Origin of the sequence: Nonomuraea glycinis, from assembly GCF_035920485.1 — a bacterium.
Lineage (GTDB): Bacteria > Actinomycetota > Actinomycetes > Streptosporangiales > Streptosporangiaceae > Nonomuraea > Nonomuraea glycinis.
Genome location: NZ_CP109166.1, coordinates 6,828,979 through 6,854,737, shown reverse-complemented (window position 1 = coordinate 6,854,737; position 25,759 = coordinate 6,828,979). Strand labels below are relative to the sequence as shown.

The window sequence follows — 25,759 nt, the reverse complement described above, 5'->3', positions numbered from 1 at the left end:
AACGGGTGGCGCCTCCCTCTTCCCCCCTGGGCGGGCGCCACCTCCTCCCGACCTGGCTCGAAAGGCTTCCATGACTGTTCAGTTGGCGCCCGCCCCGCGGCAGGCGCACAGGAAGCGGACACCGCCGCAGCGGCGGATGGCCCGCTTCGACCTCAGGGGTGTGCCCTACCTCCTGGTGTCACCATATTTCCTGCTCTTCGCCATCTTCGGGCTCTTCCCGCTCGGCTACACGCTCTGGCTCTCCCTGCACGACTGGGAGCTGGCGGGGGACAAGAGCTTCACCGGCCTGGCGAACTACACCGAGCTCATCGTGGACGCCGAGTTCTGGAACGCGGTGTTCAACACGGTCGGCATCTTCGTCCTGTCGACCATCCCCCAGATCGTGCTGGCGCTGCTGCTGGCCAACGCGCTCAACAAGCGGCTGCGCGGCCGGCTGCTGCTGCGCCTGGGCGTGCTGCTGCCGCTGGTGACCTCGGTCGTGGCGGTGGCGGTCATCTTCAGCGGGCTCTTCGCCCGCGACTACGGCCTGTTCAACTGGATGCTCGGCCTGGTGGGCGTCGAACCGATCGCCTGGCAGAACGAGAAGTGGTCGTCCTGGATCGCGATCGCCACGATGATCGACTGGCGGTGGACCGGCTACAACGCCATCATCCTGCTGGCCGCCATACAGACGATCCCCAAGGACCTCTATGAGGCGGCGGCGCTCGACGGCGCGTCGGCGCGCACCCAGTTCTGGAAGATCACGATCCCGATGCTGCGGCCCACCATCGTGTTCGTCGTCTTCATCTCCACCATCGGCGGCCTGACGCTCTTCACCGAACCGGTGATGTTCGAGGGCAATCCGCAGATGACAGGCGGCACCACCGGCCAGTACCAGACGGTGGCGATGTTCGTGGTCGAGGCCGCCTTCCGCAACTACGAGATGGGCTACGCCTCGGCGGCGGCCTGGCTGCTGTTCGTCCTGATCCTGATCGGGACCGCGGCCAACTACTGGTTCACCCGCCGAATCGGGGGTTCGCGATGACGACCGTCCAGTCCGGAAACCGCATGTGGGACGCAGGGGCTCTCACAAAGGTCGTGCTGGCGCTGGCACTGCTGCTGTCGGCGTTCCCCATCTACTACATGTTCATCATGGCCACCCGGAGCAACGAGGAGGCCCTCGACGTACCGCCGCCGCTGCTGCCCGGCGGTCAGCTCGGCGAGAACGTCCGGCGGCTGCTGGCGACCGAGGACGCGTACTTCGTCACGGGGCTGATCAACTCGGCGATCGTGTCGGTGACGGTCACCGTGTCGGTGGTGCTCATCTCGACGCTGGCCGGCTTCGCCTTCGCCAAGCTCCGCTTCCGCGGCTCCAAGATCATGCTGGGCCTGATCCTGGTCACCATGATGGTGCCGCTGCAGCAGATGGGCGTCGTGCCGTTGTACGAGCTCATGGTGACACTCGGCTGGACCGGCCAGCTGCAGGCGGTGATCCTGCCGTTCCTGGTCAACGGGTTCGGCGTGTTCATGATGACGCAGTACGCCTCGCAGGCGGTGCCCGACGAGCTGGTGGAGGCGGCCAGGGTCGACGGCGCCACCACGATGGGCATCTACCGGATGGTCATCCTGCCCGCGCTGCGGCCCGGCATGGCGGTGCTCGCCCTGCTGGTGTTCATGCAGACGTGGAACGAGTTCATGTGGCCGCTGATCGTGCTGCTGCCGGAGAACCCGGTGGTGCAGACGTCGATCGCGGCGCTCAACCAGGCCCACGGCACCGACTACGTGATGCTGTACACCGGCACCGCCGCCTCGGTCATCCCACTGTTCGTGGTCTTCGTCCTGTTCGGCCGCCAGATCGTCGGCGGACTGATGGAAGGTGCGGTCAAGGCGTGACGACTCAGGAGGAGCGAACTCGCTCCCAGCTACGCTTCCCTACCGGGTTCTCCTGGGGTGCGGCCACTTCGGCGTACCAGATCGAAGGGGCGGTGACGGCCGACGGCCGCGGCACCTCCATCTGGGACACCTTCACCAAGACCCCCGGCAGAGTGGTCGGCGGTGAGCACGCGGACGTGACCATCGACCACTACCACCGTTACCGCGACGACGTCCGGATCATGGCGGACCTGGGGCTGAGCGCCTACCGCTTCTCGGTGTCCTGGCCGCGCGTCCAGCCGGACGGGTCCGGGCAGATCAATCAGAAGGGGCTCGACTTCTACAAGCGTCTCACCGACGAGCTCCTCGCGCACGGCATCGACCCGTGGCTGACCCTCTACCACTGGGATCTGCCGCAGGCGCTGGAGGACGCCGGCGGCTGGCCCAACAGGGACACCGCGCTGCGCTTCGCCGACTACGCGGCGGTGGTGCACGAGGCGCTGCACGACAGGGTGCACACGTGGAGCACCGTCAATGAGCCGTGGTGCGCGGCCTTTCTGGGTTACGCCTCGGGCGAGCATGCTCCGGGACGCCGCGAGCCCGAGAACGCGATCCGGGCCGCGCACCACCTGAACCTCGCCCACGGCCTGGCCGTGCAGGCCATGGACGCGCGGCGGGTGGGGGGCTGCGTCAACCTGTACGCGATCACCCCCGCCGGTTCGAGCGAGGAGGACCTGGACGCGGCGCGCCGGATCGACGGGCTGCAGAACCGGTTCTTCCTGGATGCCCTGCTGACCGGCCGCTATCCGCAGGACGTGCTCGACGACCTGGCGATGGACCTGTCCTTCGTCGAGGACGGCGATCTGAAGACCATCAACGCGCCGATCGACCTGCTGCTGGTGAACTACTACAGCCGCTTCACCGTCTCCGGCGCGGCCGGTGGCGGCAGGGCCTCCGCGGCGGCGGCGCCGGTCGAGACGGCCTCGCCGTGGATCGGCAGCGAGCATGTGTCGTTCGTCAACGCCGGCCGGCCGGTCACCTCGATGGGCTGGGAGATCGACGAGAGCGGCCTGCTGGAGGTGCTGCGGCGGGTGGCGCGCGACTATCCGCCGGTCGCGCTGGTGATCTCGGAGAACGGCGCCGCCTTCGACGACGTCCTGGAGGGCGAGCGGGTGCACGACGCCGAGCGGCGCGCGTACTTTGAGGCCCACCTGCGCGTCTGCAGGGAGGCGATCGATTCCGGGGTGCCGCTGGAGGGCTACTTCGCCTGGTCGCTGATGGACAACTTCGAGTGGGCCTGGGGCTACGGCAAGCGCTTCGGACTCGTGCACGTCGACTACGAGACCCAGCGACGCCTGCTGAAGGACAGCGCGCTCTGGTACGCCGAGATCATCCGGCAGAATAGGCGCCATGAACCGACCGACTCTTGAGGCCGTGGCAGCTCGGGCCGGCGTGGGCCGGGGCACCGTGTCGAGAGTCATCAACGGCTCGCCGAATGTGAGCGACCGGGCCCGCGAGGCCGTGCAGGAGGCGATCCAGGAGCTTGGTTACGTGCCCAACCGGGCGGCGCGGGCGCTGGTCACCCGGCGCACCGACACCGTCGCCCTGGTGGTGTCGGAGTCGGAGTTCCGGGTGTTCGACGAGCCTTATTTCGCCGGCACCATCCGGGGCATCGGCTCGGCCCTCACCGAGACGGGCCTGCAGCTGATCCTGGCCATGGCGCGCTCTCCCGAGGAGCACGTCAGGCTGGAGCACTACCTGACGGGGCAGCACGTCGACGGCGTGCTGCTGCTGTCGCTGCACGGCGCCGACCCGCTGCCGCGCAGGCTGGAGGCGATGGGCGTGCCGACCGTGCTCGGTGGCAGGCCCATCGGCCTCACCCCCTACAGCTATGTGGACATGGACAACAGGGCCGGCGCCCGGCAGGCGGTCAAGCACCTGCTGGGCCTCGGCCGTTCGAAGATCGCCGTCATCGCCGGGCCGCAGGACATGGGCGTGGGCGTGGACCGGCTGGCCGGCTACCGCGACGCGGTGCTGCCCAGCGGCCTGCCCGAGCTGGTGGCCTACGGCGACTTCTCCGAGGAGAGCGGCGCGGCGGCGATGAGCGAGCTGCTGGCCGCGCACCCCGGCCTCGACGCGGTGTTCGCCGCCTCCGACCCGATGGCGCTGGGCGCGATGCGGGTGCTCAAGGCGGCGGGCCGGGCGATCCCCGAGGACGTGGCGGTGATCGGCTTCGACGACTCGAAGGCGGCGCTGCACGCCGATCCGCCGCTGACGACGGTCCACCAGCCGACCGAGGCGATGGGCCGGCAGATGGCGCTGCTGCTGGTGGCCCGGATCCACGGCGAGGAGCTGCGCCAGCCGGTGATGATCCTCGACACCCATCTGGTGCACCGCGAGTCGGCGTGACCTGGACGTTCGGCAGCACCTGGCCCCACAATCAAGTTCCGTGGACAGCAGGACGAAACGTCGCTTATCCCCCGCCGAGCTCGACGCACTGGCCCGGCGCGCCCTCGGCGCCGGGGTGGCCGAGCACACCGAGCTGACCGACGGCTTCGCCAACGCGGTCTGGCGGCTGCGGCTGGACGACGGCCGCGAGGTGGTGTGCAAGCTGTCGCCGCCGCCCGAGCTGGACCAGCTCTCCTACGAGCGCAACCTGCTGCGGATGGAGGCGTCGGCCTACGAGCTGGCGGCCGGCGCGGGGGTGCCGGTCGCCAGGCTGCTGTGCGCCGGGTTCGACGATCCGGTGCTCGGCGGCGACTACCTGATGCTCGGCGTGCTGGACGGCGTGCCCTGGAACACCGTCCGGCCCGACGGCGAGGACGGGTTGCGCCGCGAGCTGGGCCGGCTCCTGGCCCGGCTCAACACGGTGACCGGCGAGGTGTTCGGCTATCCGCACGCGGGGATCACCGGCTCCACGTGGCGGCAGGCGTACCTCGCCATGGTGGACGCGCTGCTCGCCGACACCGTGCGGTACCCCACGCCGCTGCCGGCGCCGGCGGCGCGGATCCGCGCCGTGCTGGCGGCGGCCGCGCCCGCGCTGGACGAGGTGACCACCCCGCACCTGGTCCACTTCGACATCTGGCCGGGCAACGTGTTCCTGGACCTGACGGGGACGCCGCGGATCCAGGCGATCATCGACCACGAGCGGGCCTTCTGGGGCGACCCGCTGGCCGAGTTCGCCACGCCGACCCTCTTCGGCGAGTTGCGCGAGGACGATCCGCTGCTGGCGGGCTATCGCGAGGTGACGCCGATGGAGCTCACCCCGGCCGCGCGGGTCCGGCTCGACCTCTACCACGCCTACCTCTACCTGATCCTGCTGGTGGAGAACGGGCCCCGGCAGTATCCGGAGGCGGAGTACGCGCGGATCCGCGATCGGTCCATCGCCTCACTCACCGGCGTGCTGGACCGCCTCATGCCGGCCGGCTAGCAGGGCCGTCCTGGTCACCCGTCCAGGCGCACGGTGACGGTGACGCGGCCCTTCTCATCACGCCGGGCGACCGCGTGCCCCGCCTGGTCGGTCCCGTCCAGGTGGAGGAAGATCGGGCCGCCCTCGCCGGTGAAGTTGTGCCACCACTTCTTGGCGTCGGGCAGGCGGACGCCGATCGTGACGACGCCGGCCGCGCGCCGGTAGCCGACGGGGGTGCTGAAGGTACGGCCGGAGCGTCGGCCGGTGTAGGTGATGACCGTCAGCTGCCGGCTGACCAGCGGGCCCCATCGAGGGGACATGCGCAGTGCGCCCACGCAGGCGTTGACCCGCCTGACCGTTCGCTTCGGAAGCGGTCCTCGGTATCTCATGGATCCTCCATCGTGAGAGGGCGGCACGGGGCCTCGAACCGTGGGCCGTGCCACCGATCAGGTGCGCTCGCCGGGCCACTCCTGGCCACCGTAGCCCGGCAACCGGAGCACCTCGTCCCCTTACCGCGAAGTGAGAAAAACAGGCACTGTGGAGCCTCACAGGCCGACAGGGCGCTCATGCTCTGGGCAACTCGGCGAGCAGGATGGGCTGGGTGGTCGGCAGGTCGGAGCCGCTGGAGGGCTCGATCGTGAGGCCGACGTGCGCGTCGTCCGTGCGCGGCCGGGCCAGCACGGGGGTGGACAGGCCGTCCGCGCGCCGGTCGAGGCGCCCCGCCGGGCGTGGGCCGTCCGGGCCCATCAGCCACACCTGGTAGACGCCGGCCGCCGGGAGCTCGGGCAGGCCGGACGCGGTGACGAGCAGGCGGCCCTGGTCGCGGGAGACCACGAGGACGGCGGTGCCGCCCGCCGTCACCGGCTGCCGCACCGTCCGCGCGTCGGGCGCGGCCAGCACCTCGGCGACGGCCGCGTCTCGCGCCCGCAGCTCTCCCAGGTCCCGGCGGGCGTCGAAGGCCAGGACCCCCAGCACGGCCGCCGCCGCCATCGCCACCGCCGCGAGCCCGGTCACCGCCTTTACCCGCCACCTACGGCGCTCGCGGGGCGGCCGCACCAGGTGGGCGGTGGCCAGGACGCGAGGGCGGAGGGTCGTGGGCGGGGCGGTGGCAGCGGTGAGAGCGAGCCGGGCGGCGCCCTCCCGCAGCCGGCGCACCTCGGCCCGGCATACGGGGCAGGCCGATAGGTGCTCCTCATAGGGGACGATGTCGGCCGACGGCAGGGCGTGCACGGCGTAGGCCCCGGCAAGGGCGTGGAGCTCGTCCGGAGCATGGGCCCCGGTGAGACGGTGGGGATCGTCCGGAGCATGGGCCCCGGTGAGACGGTGGGGATCGTCCGGGGCACGGGCTCCGGCGAAGGGGTGGGGCTCGTCCGGGGTGTGGGCTCCGGCGAAGGGGTGGAGCTCGTCGTCCATGGCGCTCCCAGGTCCGCTGGCCCTGACCGCTCTGGCGAGCGGGGGCTTTCGCTGGTGATTCGGTGTTCGGAGCGCTCCGGATGCGGTACTTGCAATTTCCGTGGGAGATGACACAATCTCATCAGGTGATGAATTATGACATGCGTAATCGCGGGCGGCGGCCCGGCGGGCGCCATGCTCGCCCTCGTTCTGGCCAGGAGTGGCGTCGAGGTGACGCTGCTGGAGAAGCACGCGGACTTCCTGCGTGACTTCAGAGGTGACACGATCCACCCGTCGACGCTGCAGGTGCTCGACGAGCTCGGCCTGGCCGACGACTTCCTGAAACTTCCGCATCGCAAGGCGTACGAGCTCAGTCTGCTGACCGACGCGGGGCCGATGCGGCTGTCGAGCCTGCGGCCACTGCCGGGTCCGTACAACTACATCGCGTTCGTCCCCCAGTGGGACTTCCTCGACCTCATCACGGCCAAGGCCGCCACCTACCCCACCTTCCGTCTCCTGATGGAGGCGGAGGCGTACGACCTCATCCGCGAGGGCGGCGTCGTGCGCGGGCTGCGCTACCGGGACGCCTCCGGCGAGCACGAGCTCAGGGCGGACCTGACCGTCGCCGCCGACGGCCGCGGCTCGGTGCTGCGCGAGCGCGCGGGGCTGGTGCCGGAGGAGCTCGGCGCGCCGATGGACGTGCTGTGGTTCCGGGTGCCGCGCGTGGACACCGATCCGGAGGAGACGTTCCTGCGCGTCTCCAGCGGCCACCTGATGGTCGCGATCAACCGCGAGAGCTACTGGCAACTCGCCTACGCGATCCCCAAAGGCGGCTTCGACCGGCTGCGGAGCCAGGGCATCGAGGCGTTGCGGGGGCCGGTGTCGAGGCTGCTGCCCTTCCTCGGCGACAGGGTCGGGCAGATCCGCGGCTACGACGACATCAGCATGCTCACGGTCGCGCTGAACCGGCTGCGCCGCTGGCATCGGCCCGGCTTCCTGTGCATCGGCGACGCGGCGCACGCCATGTCGCCGGTCTTCGGCGTCGGCATCAACCTGGCGGTGCAGGACGCGGTGGCGACGGCCAACCTGCTGGCGGGCTCGCTGCGCTCCGGCGCCCCCATCCCGGAGTCCACGCTCCACCTGCTGCAGAAGCGCCGCATGCCGCCGACCAGGGTGACGCAGGCGGCCCAGCGGCTGGTGCAGAACAGGCTCATCCGCCCCGCGCTGAAGAAACAGTTCACACCGCCGCGCTTCCGGCCTGACCTGGCCCGCGTCCCGCTGCTCAACCGCGTGACCCGCCGGTTCATCGGCCTTGGCGTCAGGCCGGAGCACGTGACCGTCGCGCCGCTGGCGGGACGGCCTTCTCACAACGTGGACATTGCGGTCGGTGCTGAGGAGCCAGTGGAATACCCTCGTATGTCGTGAGCGCACTGAGCAATTCGCTGAACCTCGATTCCTGGCGAGCCCTCCCCGCGGCCCAGCAACCTGACTGGCCCGACCGCGCGGAGCTCGATAAGGTCGTCGCCGAGCTCGGCGGCCTGCCCCCGCTGGTCTTCGCCGGAGAGTGCGACCAGCTCAAGGACCAGCTGGCGGCCGTCGTCCGGGGCGAGGCGTTCGTGCTGCAGGGCGGTGACTGCGCCGAGACGTTCGCCGGGGCGACCGCCGACAACGTGCGCAACAAGCTCAAGACCCTGCTGCAGATGGCGATCGTCCTCACCTACGCCGGCAAGGTGCCCGTGGTGAAGATCGGCCGCCTGGCCGGGCAGTTCGCCAAGCCGCGCTCCAAGAACACCGAGACGCGCGCCGGCATCGAGCTGCCCGCCTACCGGGGCGACATGGTCAACGGCTTCGACTTCACCCCCGAGTCGCGCATCCCCGACCCGGCGCGGCTGCTCAAGGCCTACCACTCCTCCGCCGTGACGCTCAACCTGGCGCGGGCCTTCACCAAGGGCGGCTACGCCGACCTGCGCCAGGTGCACGCCTGGAACCAGGACTTCGTCGCCGAGTCGCCCGCCGGCCGCCGTTACGAGCAGCTCGCCAGGGAGATCGACCAGGCGCTGGCGTTCATGCGGGCGTGCGGGGCGGACCCCGAGGAGTTCCACTCGGTGGAGTACTACTCCTCGCACGAGGCGCTGATCCTCGACTACGACCAGGCGCTCACCCGCGTCGACTCCCGCACCGGCCTGCCGTACGACGTGTCGGCGCACATGGTGTGGATCGGCGAGCGCACCCGCCAGCTCGACGGGGCGCACGTGGAGTTCTTCTCCCGCATCCGCAACCCGATCGGCGTCAAGCTCGGCCCGACCACCACCCCCGACGAGGCGCTCGCGCTGATCGACAAGCTCAACCCGGACAACGTGCCGGGGCGGCTGACGTTCATCACCCGGATGGGCGCTTCCAAGATCCGCGAGCTGCTGCCGAGCCTGGTCAAGGAGGTCACCGCCTCCGGCGCGCAGATCGCCTGGATCTGCGACCCGATGCACGGCAACACCTTCGAGGCGCCGAGCGGGCACAAGACGCGGCGGCTCGACGACGTGCTCGACGAGGTGGCGGGCTTCTTCGAGGTGCACCGTTCGCTCGGCACGCACCCGGGCGGCATCCACATCGAGTTCACCGGCGACGACGTGACGGAGTGCGTGGGCGGCGGGCACGAGATCGCCGAGGGTGACCTGGCGACCCGCTACGAGACGGCCTGCGACCCGCGGCTCAACCGGGGTCAGTCGCTGGACCTGGCCTTCCGTGTGGCCGAGCTTTACCGCGGCTGACAGTTACTCGTCCGGCCTTTACCGCGGCTGACAGTTAGCCGTCCAGCGGAGCATTCCCACCCGGCAAACCCGGCGATCTCCTATGATCGCCGGGTAAAGGCCGAAATTTGGGAGTATGTGGTGGATAGCGCCCCCGAGGGCATCGACTCGAGCGTGCCCAACGTCGCGAGGATGTACGACTTCTTCCTTGACGGGAAGGACAATTTCGCAGCCGACCGCGAAGCAGCCGAGCGCATCATGAAGCTGTTCCCCAACACCAGGGACTCCGCGCAGCAGAACCGTGGTTTTCTGCGTCGCGCCGTGCAGGCGGTGACGGCGAGCGGCGTGGACCAGATCGTGGACCTGGGCGCGGGCCTGCCCACCCAGGGCAACACGCACGAGATCGCGGGCGGCGCCCGTGTGGTGTACGTGGACTACGACCCGGTCGTGTGCACGCACGGCCGCGCCTTGCTGGCCAGAGGCCAGAATGTGGACTTCCTGGAGGCGGACGCCAGGAAGCCGGAGGAGTTGCTCACCCTTCTGGAGCCGATGATCGACTTCGATCGTCCGGTGGCGTTCATGATGCTGGCCATCTTGCACTTCATCCCGGACGACAGCGCGTACGACATCGTGGCGAAGCTGCGCGACGCCAGCGCGCCGGGCAGCCACCTGATCCTCAGCCACGGCATCGACGACAAGCCGGACACCACGCCGGAGGCGCTGGAGGTCTACAACCAGGCCACCGCCTCGCTGAACCTCAGGACGCACGAGGAGATCCTGCGCTTCTTCGACGGCTACGAGCTGCTGGAGCCGGGCCTGGTGTATCCGAAGGACTGGCGGCCGGACGCCGAGCGGCCCAAGAGCGGCATCAGGAGCAACCCCGGCTACGCCGCGGTCGGGCGCAAGCTATGAAGATCGCCTGAAAAGAGTACGGCCCCGCCCGGGAAACCCGGCGGGGCTGTTCTTTGTTCAGTCCTGCTCGGCGTTCTTCAGCTCCTTGTCGAGCTCGGACCTGATCTCGTCCATGTCGAGGGCGCGCACCTGGCTGATGAGGTCGGTCAGCGCGGGCGCGGGGATGGCGCCGGGCTGGGAGAAGACCACGATGCCGTCACGGATGGCCATGAGCGTCGGGATCGACCTGATGTCGAAGCCCTGCGCCAGTGCCTGCTCCTGGTCGGTGTCGATCTTGCCGAAGGTGATGTCGTCGTTCTCCTCCGACGCCTTCTCGAAGATCGGGCCGAACATCTTGCAGGGGCCGCACCATTCCGCCCAGAAGTCGAGCAGGACGATCCCCTTGTCGGCGATGTCGTTGAAGTTCTTCTCAGTTACTTCGATGGTCGCCACAAGTGGCTCCTCGTTTCGTCGGTCCGCTGTCTTCCGTAGTTGCGACAACCCTGACAACCACGTACCCATCACCAGCATTCCATGCGCGGGGCCGGGCCGCGTCCCAGCGGCCCGGCCCCGTCGGATCAGCGCCGGATCAGCGCCGGATCAGCGGCCCGGCAGGCTCAGCCCGACCACCAGCGGATCGTGGTCGGATGAGCGGTAGGCGTCCGGCCGGTAGAGCCCCGGCGGGTTGAACTCGGTGTCGTAGTCCAGGACGCGCGGCTCGTCGGCGTTGATGTGCCAGATCGTGGCGCTGGTCACCCGCTTGAGCAGCTGCTTGCCCGCGAACATGTGGTCCAGCTCGCCCGCCAGCCCGTCGAACAGGTAGCTGTAGCGCTGCCGGGCCGGCACGAACCTCTTGGTGAGGCTCGTCATGCCGCCCGCCTCCAGCGTGTCGATGGGGTCCTCCTCGCTGTAGGCGTTGAGGTCGCCGAGCACCAGCGGGCCGGGCAGGTCCTTGACGAGCCCGAGCAGCGCCTGGGTCTGCTGGACCCGGGTGGCGTTCCAGCAGCCCTGGCCGTCGCCCTGGTCGGTGTCGGGGCCGCTGGCGGGGCAGGAGCCCTTGGACTTGAGGTGGTTGACCACCATGGTGAACGGCTGGCCGCCGCTCTTCCTGCGGAAGCTCTGGATGAGCGGCGGACGGCTGAAGACCGGGTCCTGCGACGACCGGGCGGCCCCCACCGGCGTCAGCTTGCCCGGCTTGTAGATGATGCCCACCTGGATGGCGTCGGTGCCGGGGAAGGGGTGGCTCAGCGCGGCGTACGTACCCGCGCCGACCTCGGCGTTGACCGCGTCGACGAGCGCCTGCAGGGCGGTCTGGCCGTTGTTCTCGACCTCCATGAGCCCGACCGCGTCGGCGTTGACGCCCTTGAGCGCGGCCACCAGCTTGGCGAGCTGGCGCTGCTGCTCCGCAGCGTCGGTGGCGCCACGTGAGCCGAGCGTGGTGAACCAGTTCAGCGTGTTGAACGAGGCCACCTTGACGTTGCCCACCACGGGGAAGGGCCGCGGCGGTCGCGGGTTGGTCGCGAGGTACTTGATGGGCTTGGTCGGCTGCAGCCGGTAGCGGTCGAAGCCGTAGCCCAGCACGCCGGTGACGCCGACGGCCGTGTCCCCGGCCCGGACGATCGGCGGCAGGGTGGCCGGGTTCTGCCTGGTGGAGCCGTCGTCGATGAGCAGCGAGCGCCGCTGGTTCGCCGCGGGGTCGACGCCGGGGCGGTCGGTCGGCTGGAACAGCCGGCCGCCGGAGGAGACCGAGACCTCGCCGAAGCGGCCCAGGTTGAAGTGGTCGCCGACGGTCAGCGCCTGGTGGAAGGTGAGGAGCACGTTCTCTACGGCTTCGAGCCGGTCGCTGGGCAGCCGGTAGTTCCGGGGAGCCACCGAGCCGGTGCCGCACACGTCGACGGCGGTGACCGGGGACAGCTCGGTCCACCCGTTGAACTCCGTCGCCCGGCCGGTGACGAGGACCCGGTCGCCGACCTTGACGTCTTTTAGGGTGTCGCGGGCGAAGGCGAACAGCCCGTCGGAGGTCGCCGGGTCGGAGTCCGGCGTCGGGTCCTGCAGGAAGAAGCCGCTGAGCTGGTCGCCGCGCTGGAAGTCGCCGGTGACGACGCCTTCGACGCGTACGGTCTGGCCGGCGAGCGGGGTGGCGTCGCCACTCCCCTGAACCTCCGCGATCTGCCGGTCCGGCGGGGTGTCACAGGGGCCGGCGGGCGCTGCCGCGGCGGGAGTCACCGCGAAGGTGACGGTGAGGGCGGCCGCGGCGAACGCGGCACAAGTTGTCCGGGGTAAAGCGCGCATGACCGGCACTTTAAGGCCTGGTGCGCTTACATATTTCTACATAGATGTGGCTAGAAAATGAAATTCCCGACCCTTGACAATGCGGGGCAATGGGTATGACCAGGGTATGGACTGGGTCACCTGCTCCCACGCCACCGGCTGCACGGGCATCGCCCGCCGGCCATACCGTCTCTGCCTGGCTCATCTCCCTCACGACGAGCTCGCGGTGGCGCTGGCCGCGATCCTGCCCGGCCGCCTGCTCGACCTGCGCGGCACCACCGTCAGCGGCGACCTGATGCGGCGGGTGATGGAGGCCGCGCGGAGCCGGCCCGGCCGGGCCAGGCTGGACCGGGCCAGGTTCACCGGTGACGTCAAGCTCGCCGGCGTGACCTTCCTGGGCGACGTGTCGCTCGACTTCGCCACCTTCGAGCGGCTCGCCTCCTTCTTCGGCGCGGGCTTCGAGGGCAACGTGTCGCTGGCCGGGGCGAGGTTCGCCAGGGAGCTGTCCTTCCACGGCGTCCGCGTACGGGGGCACATCTCGCTCGATCACGCGGTGATGTCCCGTGACGCCCTGTTCAGCCAGGTCGTCTTCGAGCATGGGCTGTCCTGCGAGGCGGCCAGGTTCGACGGCTACACCACCTTCGACGGCGCCCGGCTGGGCGAGGGCGCGAGCTTCCGCGGCGCCAGGTTCGGCCGGACGCTGTCGTTCCGCAAGGTCAGCGGCAGCGCCGGGTTCGACGCGGTGCGCTTCGCGGCCGACGCCTACCTCTCGGCGACCGGCCACTTCTCCGCCGCGCGGGCGCACGCCGGCGGCACGCTGGACGTGGCCGTCCAGACCTGCGGGGTCGACCTGCGCCGGGTGGTGGTGGCGGGCGCCACCACCCTGCGGCTGACGGACTCGCAGGCCGACCTGGAGGGCGCGGTCCTGCGCGGCCCGGCGAGCGTGACCGGGCACGGCCGCTCCACGCTGACCTCACTGCGCGAGGTGAACGCCGCGCAGCTCGCCCTGTCGGGGCTGGACCTGTCGGCCTGCCGGTTCGCCGGGCTGACCCACCCGTCGGGCGTGCGGCTGAAGGAGTGCACGTACGCGCTCCCGGGCATGCACATGAGCCTGCGCGGGCCGCTGCTGCGCTGGTTCGCCCGGCGGCGGGCGCCTGCCCCTCGCCCGGTCACCTATCGCTAAAGGCGGGCCGCCACCTCGGAGATCGCCTTGAAGTGGGCGGACCGCCAGCCGCCGCCCATGATCCTGCGCGACATCTGCTGCACCGGGTCGTCGGGGTCGAAGCCCTCGTGGTCGAGGAAGAGCCTGGTGCCCCTGCCCTCCGGCTCCAGCCGCCAGGTGACGGTCCAATCCGCGTCGCCGCCCCGCCAGCTCAGCTTGAGCAGCTTGTCCGGCTCGGCCTCCAACACCTCGCAGTGGACGATCCCGTCGAAGCCCACCTGCTCCCTTGGCGTGGTGGTGAAGGTGAAGTGGTGCCCCACCTCCGCCTTGATGTCGCCCGGCATGAGCCAGCGCGAGACCAGGTCCGGCTCGGTGATCGCGCGCCACACCTTGGCGGGCGGGTGCGCGATGAACTGGTCGAGCCGGATCGCCCGCCGGTCCTCAGGCGTCTCCTCAGGCGTGTTCTCAGGCATCGTCGTCTTCCATCTCGTCCATCAGGTCGCTGAGGCGGGCCAGTCGGTCCCGCCAGAAGTGCTCGTACGGGCTGAGCCAGTCGCGCAGGTCCATCAGCGGGGCCGCCTCCAGCCTGTAGTGCCGTTCGCGGCCCCTGCGGCTCTCGGCCACCAGGCCCGCGTCCTTGAGCACCTTGAGATGCTCCGACACGCTGGGACGGCTCATGTCGAAGCGCTCCGCCAGCCGCCCGGCGGGCTGGGCTCCCTCGTCGAGCAGCAGTCGCAGCAGCTCGCGCCTGGCCGGGCTCGCCAGCGCGGTGAAGACGTGGTCGGCCGTCATGCCTGGCTGACCACGAAGCCGTTGCCGAAGGGGTCCTGGAACAGCAACTGGCGTCCCCACGGCTGGTCGGCCGGCCCCTCGAAGGCCACACCGTGCTCGCCCAGCCGCGCGGCCAGCGCGTCGAGGTCGGGCGAGGCCAGCACCAGGCCGCCGATCGGCGTCATGCCGGGGAACCAGGAGGCGAGCAGGAGCGTGCTCGCCACGCCCTTGGGGGCGACGGTCAGCCAGCGACCCATCGGGAACGGGTTGTCGGTGCGGACCTCGAAGCCGAGGACCTCGGTGTAGAACGCCAGCGCCCGTTCCTGGTCGGCGACGGGCACGGTCACGGTCACGATCTGGGAGATGAACATGTCAGCCACTATATGTAGGAAATTTCCTACTCATCAATGCCCAGCTGCGGAGAATCAGGGGAAAACCCCGATGGAGCACCGGCGCGCCGGTCCGTAAACTGGTGCGCATGCGGATCGACGACTACGTGAGCGAGCTCCACAGCGCCCTGCGCGGGCCGCACGGGCCCAAGCACGATCTGGTCGTCGAGGCCCGCGACAGCCTGGTCGACACCGCGGACGCGCTGGAGGGAGACGGCCTGACGCGGGCCGAGGCCGAGCGGCTGGCGGTCGAGGAGTTCGGCCGGGTCCGCGAGATCGCGCCCGGCTACCAGGCGGAGCTGACCGCGACGGCCGGGCGCAGAATGGCGCTGCTGCTGCTCGTCAGCCTGCCCGCGACGGTGCTCATGTGGAGCCTGGTCTGGCGGTTCTACCCCGACGATGTCACCTCTTGGACCGAGCTCCCGGCGTGGTATGGCGTCGTCTCCCGGCTGCTCGACCTCCTGCAGCTCGCGGTCGGGGTGTACGGCGGGCTCGCGCTGCTGGCCCTGGGCCGGGGCAGCCGCTGGATCGCCCGCCCCCACCTGGTGACCCGGTCGCTGGGCCTGGCCGTCTGGGTGATGCTGCCGGTGACGTCGGTCCTGGGCCTGCTGATGTCCCAGGACAACTCCGTGTCCGCCGGGCTCGGCACCTTTCCGGCCGTGCTGCTGGTCAGTCTGCTGACCTACGCCTGCGCGGGCGTGCAGCTCTACTGCGCCACCCGGTGCATCCGGCTCAGCCGGACGGCCTGACCTCCGGCCGCAGCACGCCGCCGATCACGGTGGCGAACTCCTGCCAGGCCGACCGCTCCCCCTGCAGCTGCTTGCTGCCGGAGTCGGTCAGCCGGTAGGTGCGCCGGCGGCGGCCGCTCACCGTGGCCCATTCGCTGGACAGCAGGCCGGCGCGCTCCAGCTTGCGCAGCGCCGGATAGACGGTGCCGGTCGGCACGCTGAGCGCACCGCCGCTGCGCTCCTGGAGGGCCTCGATGATGGCGTAGCCGTGCAGCGGCTCTCGCTCCAGCACGGACAGCAGCAGGGCGTCCATGTGGCCCCGGAGCGCGTCGGGATTCATGACCACGATCCTAGGCAACGACTCGTCATGTAGACAGCCTACATGTAGGCTGTCTATAGGTAGACAGACATAATGACGGGATGTGAAGCGATGGACGTACTCGATCTGGCCCGATTGCAGTTCGCGGCGACAGGGAGTCTGCACTTCCTGTTCGTCGTGCTCACCCTCGGGCTGGCGCCGCTGGTGGCGATCATGCACACGCGCTGGGCGTGGTCCGGCAGGCCGCTGCACGAGCGGATGACCCGGTTCTGGGGCCAGCTCTACGTGATCAACTACGCGCTGGGCATCGTCACCGGGCTGGTGATGGAGTTCCAGTTCGGGCTGTCGTGGAGCGGGCTGACCGACTACGCGGGCGACGTGTTCGGCGCCCCGCTGGCCATGGAGACGCTGGTCGCGTTCTTCCTGGAGTCGACCTTCCTGGGTCTGTGGATCTTCGGGTGGGGGAAGCTGCCGAAGTGGGCCCACCTGGCCTGCATCTGGCTGGTGACCGCCACGGCCTACGCCAGCGCTTTCTTCATCATGGTCGCCAACTCCTTCCTGCAGAACCCGGCGGGGGCGGTGCTGTCCGGCGGGCGGCTCGTGCTGACCGACTTCGGTGCGCTCCTGACGAACAAGACCCTGATCTTCTCCTTCCCGCACGTGCTGGGGGCCGGGCTGTTCACCGGGGCGATGGTGCTCGTCGGGGCCAGCGCCTACCAGTTGCGCCGCCGTACCGCTGACGTGGAGTTCTTCACCCGGTCGCTGCGCATGGGCGTGGTCGCCGCCTCGATCGGCATCTTCCTGACCCTGAGTTTCGGCTACACGCAGTTCGGCGGCGTGCAGGAGGGCAAGTTCGACGGCGACACCGCCGCGGTCCCGCTCTCGATCATGATGGAGGGCGGCAATCTGCTGGCCCTGGTCGTGCTGTTCTTCATGCTGCCGCTGATCGCCGTCCTGCCGCGCTGGCGGTGGACGCACCCGATCCTCATCGCGCTCACACCGGTGCCCTTCGCGATGGCGATCGCCGGCTGGCTGGCCAGGGAGCTGGGGCGGCAGCCCTGGATGATCTGGGAGAAGCTGACCGTGGCCGACGCCCTGTCGCCGGGGCTCACCGCCGGCATGGTCACCGCCTCCCTCGTCGGCTTCGTCGCGGTGCTCGGAATGCTCGCGATCGTCGACTACGTGCTCATCGCCCGGCTGATCAAGCGCGGCCCGGACGACCTCGACCTCGGCGCCGCAGCCGAGCAGCGCGCCCCCGCGCTGTCCTCCTAGGAGTGCTCGCCATGGAACTGATCTGGTACGCCGTCTTCGCCGTGCTGCTGGCCGGCTACTTCGCCCTGGAGGGCTTCGACCTGGGAGTCGGGCTGCTGTTACCGGTGCTCGGCCGGACCGGCGAGGACCGGGATCGCATGGTCGCCGCCGTCGCGCCGTTCGTGCTGGCCAACGAGGTGTGGCTGGTGGCGGTGGCCGGGACGCTCGTCGGCGCCTATCCGCTGCTCGAAGGCGAGGTGCTGTTCGGGCTCTACCCGCTCGTGGTGGGGATGCTGCTGGCGTGGGTGGTGCGTGACGCCGGGCTGTGGTTCCGGCGCAGGATCGACGGCCCGGTCTGGCGGCGGTTCTGGGACCTGATGATCACGGCCGGCTCGCTGGGGCTGTCGTTCGGCTGGGGGGTCGCGCTGTACGCGGCGGCCACCGGGTTCGCCTCGTCGCCGCTGCATCCGCTGGGGCTGCTGCTGGGCGTGGTGGTGACGCTGCTGTTCGCCTTCCACGGCTGGACGTTCCTGGCTTGGCGGGCGCCCGGGTTCGCGGGGGCCACCCGGCCGGGGCGCGCTCTGCTGGGCACGGGGCTGCTCGCCGCGCTCCCCGCCATAGCCGTGCTGGCGGGCGGCATGGGGCATCTGCTCGACCACAGCGCGCCCACCGCCACGCTGAGTGTGCTCAGTCTCATGGTCCTGCCGTTCGCACCCATCATGCTGGGCGCGCAAGTATGGACATGGCGCACTTTCCGCCCAGGTAAGGCCGCCAACCGGATCCCATCGTTCTTCTGAGGACACGTGCACAAGGACCTCCTGCGCCTGATGCGGGCCGAGCAGTCGGTACGCCGCCACCTCGCCGTCACCTTCGTCGCGGCGGTGGCGGCGGGGCTGCTCGTCCTGGTGCAGGCCGAACTGCTGGCCGGGGTGCTGTCGGGCCGGTTCGCCGCCGTCGCGCTCGCCGGGGTGGCCGCGGTGGTCGGCCTGCGGGCGCTGCTGGCGTGGACCCAGGGCGTGTACGCCGGCCGCACCGCCACCGGCGTCAAGTCCGCGCTCCGGCACCGCCTGCTGGCCAGGCTGCGGGAGCTCGGCCCGGCACGGCTGGCCGGGCACCGCTCGGGCGAGCTCGTCACCCTCACCGGACGCGGCCTCGACGGCCTCGACGCCTACCTGACCGGCTACCTGCCCGCGATCGCCGTGGCCGCGGTGGTCCCGGTCGCGGTGCTCGTCCGGCTGTTCGCCGCCGACCTGGCCAGTGCCGTCATCGTGCTGGTCACCCTGCCGTTGATCCCGATCTTCGGCGCGCTGGTCGGCATGACCACCAAGGCCGTCACCGAGCGGCAGTTCCAGGCGCTGTCCCGGCTCGGCGGGCACTTCCTCGACGTGGTCCGCGGCCTGCCCACGCTGCGCGCCTTCGGCCGGGCCCGCTACCAGGCGACGGTCATCGAGCGGGTCGCCGACGCCCACCGGGGCGCCACCATGCGGACGCTGCGGGTGGCGTTCCTGTCGTCGCTGGTGCTGGAGCTGTGCGCGTCGCTGTCGCTGGCGCTGGTGGCCGTGCCCATCGGGCTGCGGCTGCTGGGCGGCTCGCTCGACCTGACGACCGCCCTGCTGGTGCTGCTGCTGGCGCCGGAGGCGTACCTGCCGCTGCGCGCCATGGGCACGCGGTTCCACGCCTCGATGGAAGGGGTGGCCGCCGCCGACGCCGCCTTCGCCGTACTGGACCGCGAGTCCGACCCCACCACGGCACCCCTCGACCGCACGCCCGCCCCCACCGCGCCCCCCACCGCGCGCGACCCCTCCGCGCCCGACCCCAGCGCACCCGCACCCCCCACCGCTGCGCCTCTCGATGGCGGGGCCGATCCCGGCTCGCCTGGGGAGGCTGCGCCGCGGGCGTTGCCGGATGGGCCGCCGCGCATCCGGCTGGAGGACGTCACCGTCCGCTATCCCGGGCGTGACGATCCCGCGCTCGAACACGTGACGCTCACCATCGAGCCCGGCGAGCGGGTGGCGCTGGTCGGCGAGAGTGGCGGCGGCAAGAGCACGCTGCTCAGCCTGCTGCTCGGCTTCGTACGGCCGTCCGAGGGCCGGGTCCTGGTCGACGGGACCGATCTGCGTGAGCTCGACCTGGACGGCTGGCGCGCTCGCCTGGCGTTCGTGCCGCAGCGCCCGCACCTGTTCACCACCACGGTGGCCGGCAACATCCGGCTCGGCGCCCCGGCCGCGTCCCTCCAGGAGGTCCGCCAGGCGGCCACGGCCGCCCACGTGCACGACTTCATCGACGAGCTCCCCCAGGGGTACGAGACCCAGGTCGGCGAGCGGGGCGCGAACCTGTCCGCGGGCCAGCGTCAGCGCATCGCCCTGGCCCGAGCCTTCTGCCGGCCGTCGGCACCGGTCCTGCTGCTGGACGAGCCCACGGCCCGGCTCGACGGCCGCAGCGAGGCGGCCGTGGTCGCCGCGACCGCCGACCTCTGCCACGGCCGCACCGCCGTCATCGTGGCCCACCGCCCGGCGATGATCGAGCTCGCGGACCGCGTGATCCGCCTCCACGAAGGCCGCGTGATCGCGGACACGACGTCCGGCCCCGCCCCCGGGAAGCAGGCGGACCACCGCGTCACGAACGACCACGGAGGGAACGGCCGACCCGCCGATGGAGCGGACCAGGAACGAGCGAACCAGGAACGAGCGGACCGGGACCCAGCGGTGAGTCCGCGTACGGGATCGACGAGCACGAGGAGCGAAGCGTGAACCGGCGCATGGGGTGGCGGCTGGTCCTGGCCGCGCTGGCCGGGGGCGCGGCCGACCTGGCCGGGCTGGGGCTGATCGCCGCGGCCGCCTGGCTGATCACCAGGGCGGCCGAGCAGCCGCCGCTGGCGGCGCTCAGCGTGGCGATCGTGGCCACCCGGGCGTTCGCCACCAGCAGGGGCGTGTTCAGGTACGCCGAGCGGCTCACCGGGCATGACGTGGCGCTGCGGGCGCAGGCGGACAGCCGCGAGCGGCTCTACGCCTCGCTCATCACCCCCCGGCAGCCCCGGCATGGCGGCGCGGACCTGCTGAGCCGGATGGTGGACGACACCGAGGCGGTGCAGGACCTGCTCGTGCGCTGCCTGTTGCCGGCCGCCGCTGCCGCCATGGCCGGGCTGGCCGCGGTGGTCGTCGGGCTGACGCTGCTGCCCGTCACGGCGCTGGTGCTGGCCGCCGGGCTGGTGGTGGCGGGGGTGCTGCTGCCCGCGAGCACGGCCACGGCGGCGCGGCGCTGGTCGGCCAGGATCGCGCCGGCCAGGGCCGAGCTGGCCGGCCGGGTGGCCGACTTGGTGCACGGCTCGGCGGACCTGGCCGCGTACGGCGCCGGCGACCGCGCCCTGGCCGACGCGATGGCCGCCGACGAGCGGCTGGCCGGGCTCGAACGCCGCCAGGCTCGCGTGCACGCCACGGCCCTGGCGGGCGGGACCCTGGTGCAGGGGCTGACGGTGGCCGCGATCGTGCTGATCGCGCAGAGCGCGGGCGTCGGCACGGTGGCCACCGCCGTGCTCGCGCTGACGGCGCTGGTGTCCTTCGAGCCCGTGCTGCCGCTGGCCGCGGCGGGCGAGCGGCTCGCGGGCGTGCTGGCGGCCCTGCGGCGGCTGCGCGAGGTCCGGTCCGCTCCCCCCATGATCACCGAACCGGCCGCGCCGGCCCCTCCCCCGGCCTCCCCACTGACCGTCGAAATCAACGACCTGGTCGTACGGCATGCTCCCCGAACCCCCGCCGGCCAGGAGCTCCCCGCGAACGGACCGGCCAAGGAACGGTCGCGAGGATTGCCGAGCCGGGCGGCGGTCGATGGGGTGTCGTTGACGTTGACGCCGGGGAAGCGGGTCGCGCTGGTGGGGCCGAGCGGGGCCGGGAAGAGCACGGTGCTGGCGGCGTTGATGCGGCTGGTCGACCCGGAGTCAGGAAATATCAGGATCAATGGGGTCGACAGCAGGGACATGGCCTCCGATGAGGTTCGCGCGCTGATGACCGGCCTGACCCAGGATCCGTACATCTTCCAGACCTCCCTGCGCGACAACTTGCGCCTGGCCGGGCCGGAGGCGGGCGAGGAGGAGCTGCTGCGCGCCGTACGGGATGCCCGCCTGGAGCACTGGGTCGAGCGGACCGGCTGGGACGCCGAGCTGGGCGAGGACGGCGGCACCGTGTCCGGCGGGCAGTTGCAGCGGCTGGCGCTGGCCAGGGCGCTGCTGTACGACCCGCCGGTGCTGCTGCTGGACGAGCCGGCCGAGGCGCTGGACGAGGAGACGGCCGACGCGCTGATGGAAGACCTGCTCGACGTGACACACGACCGCACCACGCTGCTCGTCACGCACCGGCTCAAGGGCCTGGAGCGGGTGGACGAGATCGTCGTCCTGGAGGAAGGGCGGGTCGTGCAGCGCGGCCACCACGACGAGCTCGTCGGGCAGGCGGGCTACTACCGGGACCTGTGGGAGTCCGAGGTGCTGACCCGCCGCTGAGCCGGGAACCATCCGAGCGACCCGCTCGTTGGCTTGGCATGACAGACTGGTTTAAAAGACAAACCAGTTTGCTGCCAAGAGGAGTTGCCATGACAGACGACGGGGAGCAGGCCCCCGCTCCCGAGGACACCCTCCGTCTCATGGAGGAGCAGCGGGCCGCCACCGTGAGGGCGCTGCGTGGCGATCCGCTGCTGCTCTACGGGCCGTGGGGTGTCGCCTGGCTGCTCGGGTTCGGCGCGTTCTTCCTGCACTACGGCCTCGACGGGGTCCCTTACGCGCCGATCAGCTGGGCGCAGGCGATGAGCGTGCTGATGTGCGGGCTACTGGTGGCCGGTGGCGTGGCGGCCTTCGGGATCGTCAGGATGTCCGGCGTGATCCGGGGCGGGACCGCGGCCAAGGGCGCGATGTTCGGCTACACCTGGTTCGCCGGCATGGTCCTGATGTCCGTGATCGCCGCCCACTTCAGCCCCATGCTGCCCGATCACCAGGCCGGCCTGCTCTGGTCGAGCATCGCCCTCATGCTGGTCGCCGTCCTCTACATGGCCGGCGGCGCCATCTACCACAACTGGCCGATGTTCTTCGTGGGCGTCTGGATCGCGGCGGTGGACGCGCTGGGGGTGATCCTCGGCCCCGGCTGGCACGCGCTGCTGGCGGCGGTGCTGCTCGGCGGCGGGCAGATCGCGGTCGCGTTCTGGCTCCGGCGGCGCACGTGACCGCGGACCACGCGCTGCCCGAGCTCGACCCGGTGATCCACGCCCAGGCCAGGCTGCGCGTGATGGTCACGCTCAACACGCTGGCCGACGGCGACGAGATCGCCTTCCCCGTGCTGAAGGACCTGCTGGGCATGACGGCCGGCAACCTGTCCGTCCACCTGTCCAAGCTCGAAGAGGCGGCTTACGTGCACATCACCAAGACGCACAAGGGCCGCACCCCTGTCACCTTCGTCGCGCTGACCAAGCGCGGGCGGCTTGCCCTGGAGGACTACACCACGGCGATTCGCACCCTACTCGACTCCGCAGGAGGCACATCATGACAGTCCTCGCCAGAACGGTCGAGGTCACCCGGCGCTACGGGAGCACCCTCGCCCTCGACAGCGTCTCCCTCGACATTCGCCCCGGCGAGCTGGTCGGCCTGCTCGGCCCGAACGGCGCGGGCAAGTCCACCCTCATCAACCTGTTCGTGGGACTGCGCCGCCCCACCTCCGGCACGGTCGAGGTGCTCGGCGGCTCTCCCGCCGACCCGCTGGTACGGCGCGGCATCGGCGTCACCCCGCAGGAGAGCGGCCTGCCCGAGGTGCTCAGGGTCGGCGAGCTCGTCGACTTCGTGTCCGCGCACTTCCCGGACCGGGCCGACAGGTCCGAGCTGCTGGCCCGCTTCGACCTCGGCGACCTGGTCAAGCGCCAGATCGGCGGCCTGTCCGGCGGGCAGAAGCGGCGGCTGGCCGTGGCGCTGGCGTTCGCGGGCAACCCCCGGCTGGTCTTCCTGGACGAGCCGACCACCGGCCTCGACGTCGAGGCCAGGCGGGCGCTCTGGGACGGCATCAGGGCCTTCCACGCCGAAGGCGGCACGGTGCTGCTGACCAGCCACTATCTGGAGGAGATCGAGGCGCTGGCGCAGCGGGTGGTGGTCGTCGGCCAGGGCCGGGTGCTCGCCGACGACACCGTCCAGGCCATCCGCGACATGGTCGGCGTACGACGCGTCTCCCTGGTCGCGGCCGAGCTGCCCGAGCTGCCCGGGGTGATCGCCCACCACCGCGAGGACGGCCGCGTCCACCTGGTCACCTCCGACCCTGACCGGCTGGTGGTCGAGCTGGTGCGCAGCGGCATCGCGTTCTCCGGCCTGGAGATCAGGCCGACCTCTCTCGAAGAGGCCTTCCTCGCCATCACCGCCAAGGAGGCGTCCCATGTCTAGCCTGATCCTCGCCCACACCCGCTACCAGGCCCTGGAGCAGCTCCGGGTGCCGATCGGCCTGCTGGCCAGCGCGCTGTTCCCGGCCATCTCGATGCTGGCGTTCGTGGTGCCGTTCGCCGGCGGCGACCCGCTCGCGGCGACGACCGCGACCGGGTCGATGATGCTGATCGGCGCGATGTCGGCGGCGCTGATGTCGCTGTCCATCTCGGTCTCGCAGGATCGCGAGCAGCCGTGGAACCCCTACCTGCGCACCCTGCCCGCGGGCCCGTTCCCGCGCTTCGCCGGGCGGATCCTGACGACCATGGGCATGATGGTCACCTCGGTGATCCCGGTGCTGGTGATCGCCGGCCTGTTCACCGAGGCGACCATCACCGCGCCGCGCTTACTGCTCGGGGTGGCGGCGGTGCTCGTCTCGTCGATCCCGTTCATGCTGATCGGCCTGTTCATCGGCTTCGCGATGCCGTCGAAGGCGGCCGTCGCGGTCTCGCAGATCCTGTTCTTCCCGCTGGCGATCGTGGGCGGGCTGATGGTGCCCCTCCAGGTGATGCCCGCCTTCGTGGAGACCATCTCGCGGTTCGTGCCCAGCCGGGGCGCGGGTGAGCTGGTCTGGTGGCTGGCCGCGGGCGTCGAGCCGAAGGTGCTGCCCCTGGTGACGCTGGTGATCTGGACGGTGCTCGCCGGGGCGGCGGCGGCCTGGGCCTACCGGCGCGACGAGGGACGCCGGTTCTCCTGAAAGCCCGGAGAACGGGGGGGTGTGCCGCCAAGTCCGCAGCGATCTCGACGGCACACCCGTCCGTGAGGGGGTCCTGTTATTTCTTCTCCTGGAGGGTCACGGCGACGGAGCTCTCTTCGCCGTCCCTCATATAAGTGATCTGAACCTGTTGGCCCGGTTTGAAACCTCTGACCTGCCCAACAACAGTATCTCCACCCTCGACCGCCTTGCCATCGACCCGGGTGATGAGGTCGCCCTGCTTCAGTCCGGCCTTGTCCGCCGGGCTCGCGGGGGTCACCTCGCGGACCAGCGCGCCGGCCACGTCGCCGGTGGCGTCGGTGACGCTCACGCCGAGGAACGCGTGGCTGACCTTGCCGCTGCTGATGAGCTGGTCTGACACCTGCTTGGCGGTGTTGATCGGGATGGCGAAGCCGACGCCGATGTTGCCGTTGCCGCCGCCGCCCGTGGCGATGGCGGTGTTGATGCCGACCAGCTGCCCGCCGGCGTTCACCAGCGCGCCGCCCGAGTTGCCGGGGTTGATCGCCGCGTCCGTCTGGATGGCGCCGCCGATCGTGGTGACCTCACCCGCTCCGCCGCCCTGTCCCCATCCGGGCGGCGCCTGCTGCTGCTCGCCGCCGACGGTCAGGGTGCGGTCGAGCGCGCTGACGATGCCCATGGTGACGGAGCCGGACAGGCCGAGCGGGCTGCCCAGAGCCAGCACGGAGTCGCCCACCTTGAGCGCGTCGCTGTCGCCGAGGGTCGCCGCGGTCAGTCCGGAGACGTCCTCCGCCCTGATGACCGCCAGGTCGGTGGCGGGGTCGGTGCCGACGACGGACGCCTTGGCCGTCCTGCCGTCGTTGAACTTCACGGTCATCCCGCCGCCGCCCTGACCGGCGCCCACGACCACGTGGTTGTTGGTCAGGATCAGCCCGTCCTCCGACAGGACGACGCCCGAACCCTCACCGGTGGCTCCCTTGATCATCACGACCGAGGGCTGCACCTTCGCCGCGACATCGGGGACGCTGAGCGGGTTGGAGGCCTGCTTGAACGTCGGGCTCGGATTGCTCGCGGTGACGACCTGCGGCTCCTGGAACGCGGTGGCCACCGTCGCCCCGACGGCGCCTCCGCCGATGGCCATGGCCGCCAGGGCCAGGCCCGCGAGCGCCTTCTGCCGGGCGGAGAAGCCCGGCTTGGCCCGCGCGGGAGGCGGCGGGGGCGGCGGGCCCATGATCACAGTGTCCCGCCGGGGGAAGCCCCCGGCGGAGGGCGGAGTGTCGCCGAACTGGCTCCACCCGCCTGCGCGCTGATCGCGAGGCTCGTTCGCGTCCATCTTCATCTCCTCAAGTCCCGATGACTCAAGAGTGCCAAGTCCCGCGTAAGACCTGGTTAAGCGCTTGATCAGAGGATGCTGTGCAGCCTGACGACAGCCTTATCACCGCAGGTAGGGGGGCGGTCACCGAGGCCAGGAC

The 25,759-nt window shown here is 70.9% G+C and carries 27 protein-coding genes; 18 read left to right on the top strand and 9 right to left on the bottom strand.

Annotation, left to right across the window (positions count from 1 at the left end):
• The first annotated feature begins 70 nt into the window (after positions 1 to 70).
• The 5 genes from OHA68_RS32210 to OHA68_RS32190 are packed head-to-tail and all read left to right on the top strand — an operon-like array spanning position 71 to position 5,281.
• Positions 71 to 1,024: a carbohydrate ABC transporter permease gene (locus tag OHA68_RS32210; RefSeq protein WP_327103591.1), complete on the top strand. Its 954-nt coding sequence runs from the start codon at positions 71 to 73 to the stop codon at positions 1,022 to 1,024.
• Positions 1,021 to 1,872, top strand: a complete 852-nt coding sequence (locus OHA68_RS32205; protein WP_189140263.1) for a carbohydrate ABC transporter permease — start codon at positions 1,021 to 1,023, stop codon at positions 1,870 to 1,872. The genes OHA68_RS32210 and OHA68_RS32205 overlap by 4 nt, the downstream gene beginning before the upstream one ends.
• Positions 1,869 to 3,281 carry a GH1 family beta-glucosidase gene (locus OHA68_RS32200; protein ID WP_327103590.1) on the top strand — a complete coding sequence of 471 codons (1,413 nt, stop codon included), beginning with the start codon at positions 1,869 to 1,871 and terminating at the stop codon, positions 3,279 to 3,281. The genes OHA68_RS32205 and OHA68_RS32200 overlap by 4 nt, the downstream gene beginning before the upstream one ends.
• Entirely contained in the window at positions 3,262 to 4,260 is a 999-nt protein-coding gene (locus OHA68_RS32195) for a LacI family DNA-binding transcriptional regulator (protein WP_327103589.1), read from the top strand. The genes OHA68_RS32200 and OHA68_RS32195 overlap by 20 nt, the downstream gene beginning before the upstream one ends.
• 40 nt (positions 4,261 to 4,300) lie before the next feature.
• Positions 4,301 to 5,281 carry a phosphotransferase family protein gene (locus OHA68_RS32190; RefSeq protein ID WP_327103588.1) on the top strand — a complete coding sequence of 327 codons (981 nt, stop codon included), beginning with the start codon at positions 4,301 to 4,303 and terminating at the stop codon, positions 5,279 to 5,281.
• 14 nt (positions 5,282 to 5,295) lie between these two features.
• Here OHA68_RS32190 and OHA68_RS32185 read toward each other — a convergent pair whose 3' ends face one another.
• Both OHA68_RS32185 and OHA68_RS32180 read right to left on the bottom strand, forming a co-directional pair.
• Entirely contained in the window at positions 5,296 to 5,649 is a 354-nt protein-coding gene (locus OHA68_RS32185; RefSeq protein WP_327103587.1) for a hypothetical protein, read from the bottom strand.
• 175 nt (positions 5,650 to 5,824) lie between these two features.
• Positions 5,825 to 6,673: an anti-sigma factor gene (locus tag OHA68_RS32180; protein WP_327103586.1), complete on the bottom strand. Its 849-nt coding sequence runs from the start codon at positions 6,671 to 6,673 to the stop codon at positions 5,825 to 5,827.
• Between the two features lie 135 nt (positions 6,674 to 6,808).
• Here OHA68_RS32180 and OHA68_RS32175 point away from each other — a divergent pair, with 135 nt between their 5' ends.
• From OHA68_RS32175 to OHA68_RS32165, 3 genes are all read left to right on the top strand, one after another.
• Complete coding sequence (locus tag OHA68_RS32175) at positions 6,809 to 8,077, top strand: FAD-dependent oxidoreductase (protein ID WP_327103585.1); 1,269 nt, start codon at positions 6,809 to 6,811, stop codon at positions 8,075 to 8,077.
• A complete protein-coding gene (locus OHA68_RS32170) occupies positions 8,074 to 9,417 on the top strand; it encodes a class II 3-deoxy-7-phosphoheptulonate synthase (RefSeq protein ID WP_435793638.1) in 1,344 nt (447 codons plus the stop codon). The genes OHA68_RS32175 and OHA68_RS32170 overlap by 4 nt, the downstream gene beginning before the upstream one ends.
• 120 nt (positions 9,418 to 9,537) lie before the next feature.
• Positions 9,538 to 10,308 carry an SAM-dependent methyltransferase gene (locus OHA68_RS32165; RefSeq protein ID WP_327103584.1) on the top strand — a complete coding sequence of 257 codons (771 nt, stop codon included), beginning with the start codon at positions 9,538 to 9,540 and terminating at the stop codon, positions 10,306 to 10,308.
• 57 nt (positions 10,309 to 10,365) lie between these two features.
• On the opposite strand, the gene trxA is transcribed toward OHA68_RS32165, so the two are convergent.
• Both trxA and OHA68_RS32155 read right to left on the bottom strand, forming a co-directional pair.
• On the bottom strand, positions 10,366 to 10,740 hold the full coding sequence (trxA, locus tag OHA68_RS32160) for a thioredoxin (protein WP_189140255.1): 375 nt from the start codon (positions 10,738 to 10,740) through the stop codon (positions 10,366 to 10,368).
• Between the two features lie 147 nt (positions 10,741 to 10,887).
• Positions 10,888 to 12,579, bottom strand: a complete 1,692-nt coding sequence (locus tag OHA68_RS32155; protein WP_327103583.1) for an ExeM/NucH family extracellular endonuclease — start codon at positions 12,577 to 12,579, stop codon at positions 10,888 to 10,890.
• Positions 12,580 to 12,685: 106 nt separating this feature from the next.
• Between OHA68_RS32155 and OHA68_RS32150 the strand changes: the two genes are divergently transcribed.
• A complete protein-coding gene (locus tag OHA68_RS32150; protein ID WP_327103582.1) occupies positions 12,686 to 13,741 on the top strand; it encodes a pentapeptide repeat-containing protein in 1,056 nt (351 codons plus the stop codon).
• Here the strand turns inward: OHA68_RS32150 and OHA68_RS32145 are convergent.
• Genes OHA68_RS32145 through OHA68_RS32135 form a run of 3 tightly spaced genes read right to left on the bottom strand, consistent with a single transcriptional unit; the run spans position 13,738 to position 14,862 of the window.
• Positions 13,738 to 14,193 (bottom strand): SRPBCC family protein, encoded by a 456-nt coding sequence (locus OHA68_RS32145; protein ID WP_327103581.1) that lies wholly within the window; start codon positions 14,191 to 14,193, stop codon positions 13,738 to 13,740. The two genes, OHA68_RS32150 and OHA68_RS32145, sit on opposite strands and share 4 nt — an antisense overlap.
• Positions 14,186 to 14,512 carry an ArsR/SmtB family transcription factor gene (locus OHA68_RS32140; protein ID WP_189140251.1) on the bottom strand — a complete coding sequence of 109 codons (327 nt, stop codon included), beginning with the start codon at positions 14,510 to 14,512 and terminating at the stop codon, positions 14,186 to 14,188. The genes OHA68_RS32145 and OHA68_RS32140 overlap by 8 nt, the downstream gene beginning before the upstream one ends.
• Entirely contained in the window at positions 14,509 to 14,862 is a 354-nt protein-coding gene (locus tag OHA68_RS32135) for a VOC family protein (RefSeq protein ID WP_327103580.1), read from the bottom strand. The genes OHA68_RS32140 and OHA68_RS32135 overlap by 4 nt, the downstream gene beginning before the upstream one ends.
• A gap of 107 nt (positions 14,863 to 14,969) precedes the next feature.
• Here OHA68_RS32135 and OHA68_RS32130 point away from each other — a divergent pair, with 107 nt between their 5' ends.
• Positions 14,970 to 15,629: a permease prefix domain 1-containing protein gene (locus tag OHA68_RS32130; protein WP_327103579.1), complete on the top strand. Its 660-nt coding sequence runs from the start codon at positions 14,970 to 14,972 to the stop codon at positions 15,627 to 15,629.
• Here OHA68_RS32130 and OHA68_RS32125 read toward each other — a convergent pair.
• Positions 15,613 to 15,948: a PadR family transcriptional regulator gene (locus OHA68_RS32125; protein WP_189140248.1), complete on the bottom strand. Its 336-nt coding sequence runs from the start codon at positions 15,946 to 15,948 to the stop codon at positions 15,613 to 15,615. The two genes, OHA68_RS32130 and OHA68_RS32125, sit on opposite strands and share 17 nt — an antisense overlap.
• 90 nt (positions 15,949 to 16,038) lie before the next feature.
• Between OHA68_RS32125 and OHA68_RS32120 the strand changes: the two genes are divergently transcribed.
• The 8 genes from OHA68_RS32120 to OHA68_RS32085 all read left to right on the top strand — a co-directional run bounded on the left by OHA68_RS32120 (position 16,039) and on the right by OHA68_RS32085 (position 24,311).
• The gene (locus tag OHA68_RS32120; RefSeq protein ID WP_327103577.1) at positions 16,039 to 17,199 is read left to right on the top strand and encodes a cytochrome ubiquinol oxidase subunit I; all 1,161 of its coding nucleotides are present in this window, start codon (positions 16,039 to 16,041) and stop codon (positions 17,197 to 17,199) included.
• Positions 17,200 to 17,210: 11 nt separating this feature from the next.
• Positions 17,211 to 17,975 (top strand): cytochrome d ubiquinol oxidase subunit II, encoded by a 765-nt coding sequence (locus OHA68_RS32115; protein WP_189140246.1) that lies wholly within the window; start codon positions 17,211 to 17,213, stop codon positions 17,973 to 17,975.
• A 6-nt stretch (positions 17,976 to 17,981) separates the two neighbouring features.
• Positions 17,982 to 19,928 carry a thiol reductant ABC exporter subunit CydD gene (gene cydD / locus OHA68_RS32110; RefSeq protein WP_327103576.1) on the top strand — a complete coding sequence of 649 codons (1,947 nt, stop codon included), beginning with the start codon at positions 17,982 to 17,984 and terminating at the stop codon, positions 19,926 to 19,928.
• Positions 19,925 to 21,667 carry a thiol reductant ABC exporter subunit CydC gene (gene cydC, locus OHA68_RS32105; protein WP_327103575.1) on the top strand — a complete coding sequence of 581 codons (1,743 nt, stop codon included), beginning with the start codon at positions 19,925 to 19,927 and terminating at the stop codon, positions 21,665 to 21,667. Before cydD ends, cydC begins: the two co-directional genes overlap by 4 nt.
• Before the next feature lie 89 nt (positions 21,668 to 21,756).
• The gene (locus OHA68_RS32100; RefSeq protein WP_327103574.1) at positions 21,757 to 22,380 is read left to right on the top strand and encodes a hypothetical protein; all 624 of its coding nucleotides are present in this window, start codon (positions 21,757 to 21,759) and stop codon (positions 22,378 to 22,380) included.
• Complete coding sequence (locus OHA68_RS32095; RefSeq protein WP_327103573.1) at positions 22,377 to 22,700, top strand: transcriptional regulator; 324 nt, start codon at positions 22,377 to 22,379, stop codon at positions 22,698 to 22,700. The genes OHA68_RS32100 and OHA68_RS32095 overlap by 4 nt, the downstream gene beginning before the upstream one ends.
• Entirely contained in the window at positions 22,697 to 23,578 is an 882-nt protein-coding gene (locus OHA68_RS32090) for an ABC transporter ATP-binding protein (RefSeq protein WP_327103572.1), read from the top strand. The genes OHA68_RS32095 and OHA68_RS32090 overlap by 4 nt, the downstream gene beginning before the upstream one ends.
• The gene (locus OHA68_RS32085) at positions 23,571 to 24,311 is read left to right on the top strand and encodes an ABC transporter permease (RefSeq protein ID WP_327103571.1); all 741 of its coding nucleotides are present in this window, start codon (positions 23,571 to 23,573) and stop codon (positions 24,309 to 24,311) included. Before OHA68_RS32090 ends, OHA68_RS32085 begins: the two co-directional genes overlap by 8 nt.
• A 76-nt stretch (positions 24,312 to 24,387) precedes the next feature.
• On the opposite strand, the gene OHA68_RS32080 is transcribed toward OHA68_RS32085, so the two are convergent.
• Complete coding sequence (locus tag OHA68_RS32080) at positions 24,388 to 25,620, bottom strand: S1C family serine protease (RefSeq protein WP_327103570.1); 1,233 nt, start codon at positions 25,618 to 25,620, stop codon at positions 24,388 to 24,390.
• Between the last annotated feature and the right edge of the window lie 139 nt (positions 25,621 to 25,759).

What these genes read in the sequence shown, in the direction of transcription:
- OHA68_RS32140 (WP_189140251.1), bottom strand. Translation starts at nt 14,512, where the DNA reads ATGACGGCCGACCACGTCTTCACCGCGCTGGCGAGCCCGGCCAGGCGC.
- OHA68_RS32210 (WP_327103591.1), top strand. Translation starts at nt 71, where the DNA reads ATGACTGTTCAGTTGGCGCCCGCCCCGCGGCAGGCGCACAGGAAGCGG.
- OHA68_RS32180 (WP_327103586.1), bottom strand. Translation starts at nt 6,673, where the DNA reads ATGGACGACGAGCTCCACCCCTTCGCCGGAGCCCACACCCCGGACGAG.
- OHA68_RS32205 (WP_189140263.1), top strand. Translation starts at nt 1,021, where the DNA reads ATGACGACCGTCCAGTCCGGAAACCGCATGTGGGACGCAGGGGCTCTC.
- OHA68_RS32175 (WP_327103585.1), top strand. Translation starts at nt 6,809, where the DNA reads ATGACATGCGTAATCGCGGGCGGCGGCCCGGCGGGCGCCATGCTCGCC.
- OHA68_RS32080 (WP_327103570.1), bottom strand. Translation starts at nt 25,620, where the DNA reads ATGGACGCGAACGAGCCTCGCGATCAGCGCGCAGGCGGGTGGAGCCAG.
- OHA68_RS32145 (WP_327103581.1), bottom strand. Translation starts at nt 14,193, where the DNA reads ATGCCTGAGAACACGCCTGAGGAGACGCCTGAGGACCGGCGGGCGATC.
- OHA68_RS32120 (WP_327103577.1), top strand. Translation starts at nt 16,039, where the DNA reads ATGGACGTACTCGATCTGGCCCGATTGCAGTTCGCGGCGACAGGGAGT.
- OHA68_RS32130 (WP_327103579.1), top strand. Translation starts at nt 14,970, where the DNA reads ATGCGGATCGACGACTACGTGAGCGAGCTCCACAGCGCCCTGCGCGGG.
- OHA68_RS32150 (WP_327103582.1), top strand. Translation starts at nt 12,686, where the DNA reads ATGGACTGGGTCACCTGCTCCCACGCCACCGGCTGCACGGGCATCGCC.
- OHA68_RS32085 (WP_327103571.1), top strand. Translation starts at nt 23,571, where the DNA reads ATGTCTAGCCTGATCCTCGCCCACACCCGCTACCAGGCCCTGGAGCAG.
- OHA68_RS32125 (WP_189140248.1), bottom strand. Translation starts at nt 15,948, where the DNA reads ATGAATCCCGACGCGCTCCGGGGCCACATGGACGCCCTGCTGCTGTCC.
- OHA68_RS32100 (WP_327103574.1), top strand. Translation starts at nt 21,757, where the DNA reads ATGACAGACGACGGGGAGCAGGCCCCCGCTCCCGAGGACACCCTCCGT.
- OHA68_RS32090 (WP_327103572.1), top strand. Translation starts at nt 22,697, where the DNA reads ATGACAGTCCTCGCCAGAACGGTCGAGGTCACCCGGCGCTACGGGAGC.
- OHA68_RS32185 (WP_327103587.1), bottom strand. Translation starts at nt 5,649, where the DNA reads ATGAGATACCGAGGACCGCTTCCGAAGCGAACGGTCAGGCGGGTCAAC.
- OHA68_RS32115 (WP_189140246.1), top strand. Translation starts at nt 17,211, where the DNA reads ATGGAACTGATCTGGTACGCCGTCTTCGCCGTGCTGCTGGCCGGCTAC.
- OHA68_RS32195 (WP_327103589.1), top strand. Translation starts at nt 3,262, where the DNA reads ATGAACCGACCGACTCTTGAGGCCGTGGCAGCTCGGGCCGGCGTGGGC.
- OHA68_RS32155 (WP_327103583.1), bottom strand. Translation starts at nt 12,579, where the DNA reads ATGCGCGCTTTACCCCGGACAACTTGTGCCGCGTTCGCCGCGGCCGCC.
- OHA68_RS32135 (WP_327103580.1), bottom strand. Translation starts at nt 14,862, where the DNA reads ATGTTCATCTCCCAGATCGTGACCGTGACCGTGCCCGTCGCCGACCAG.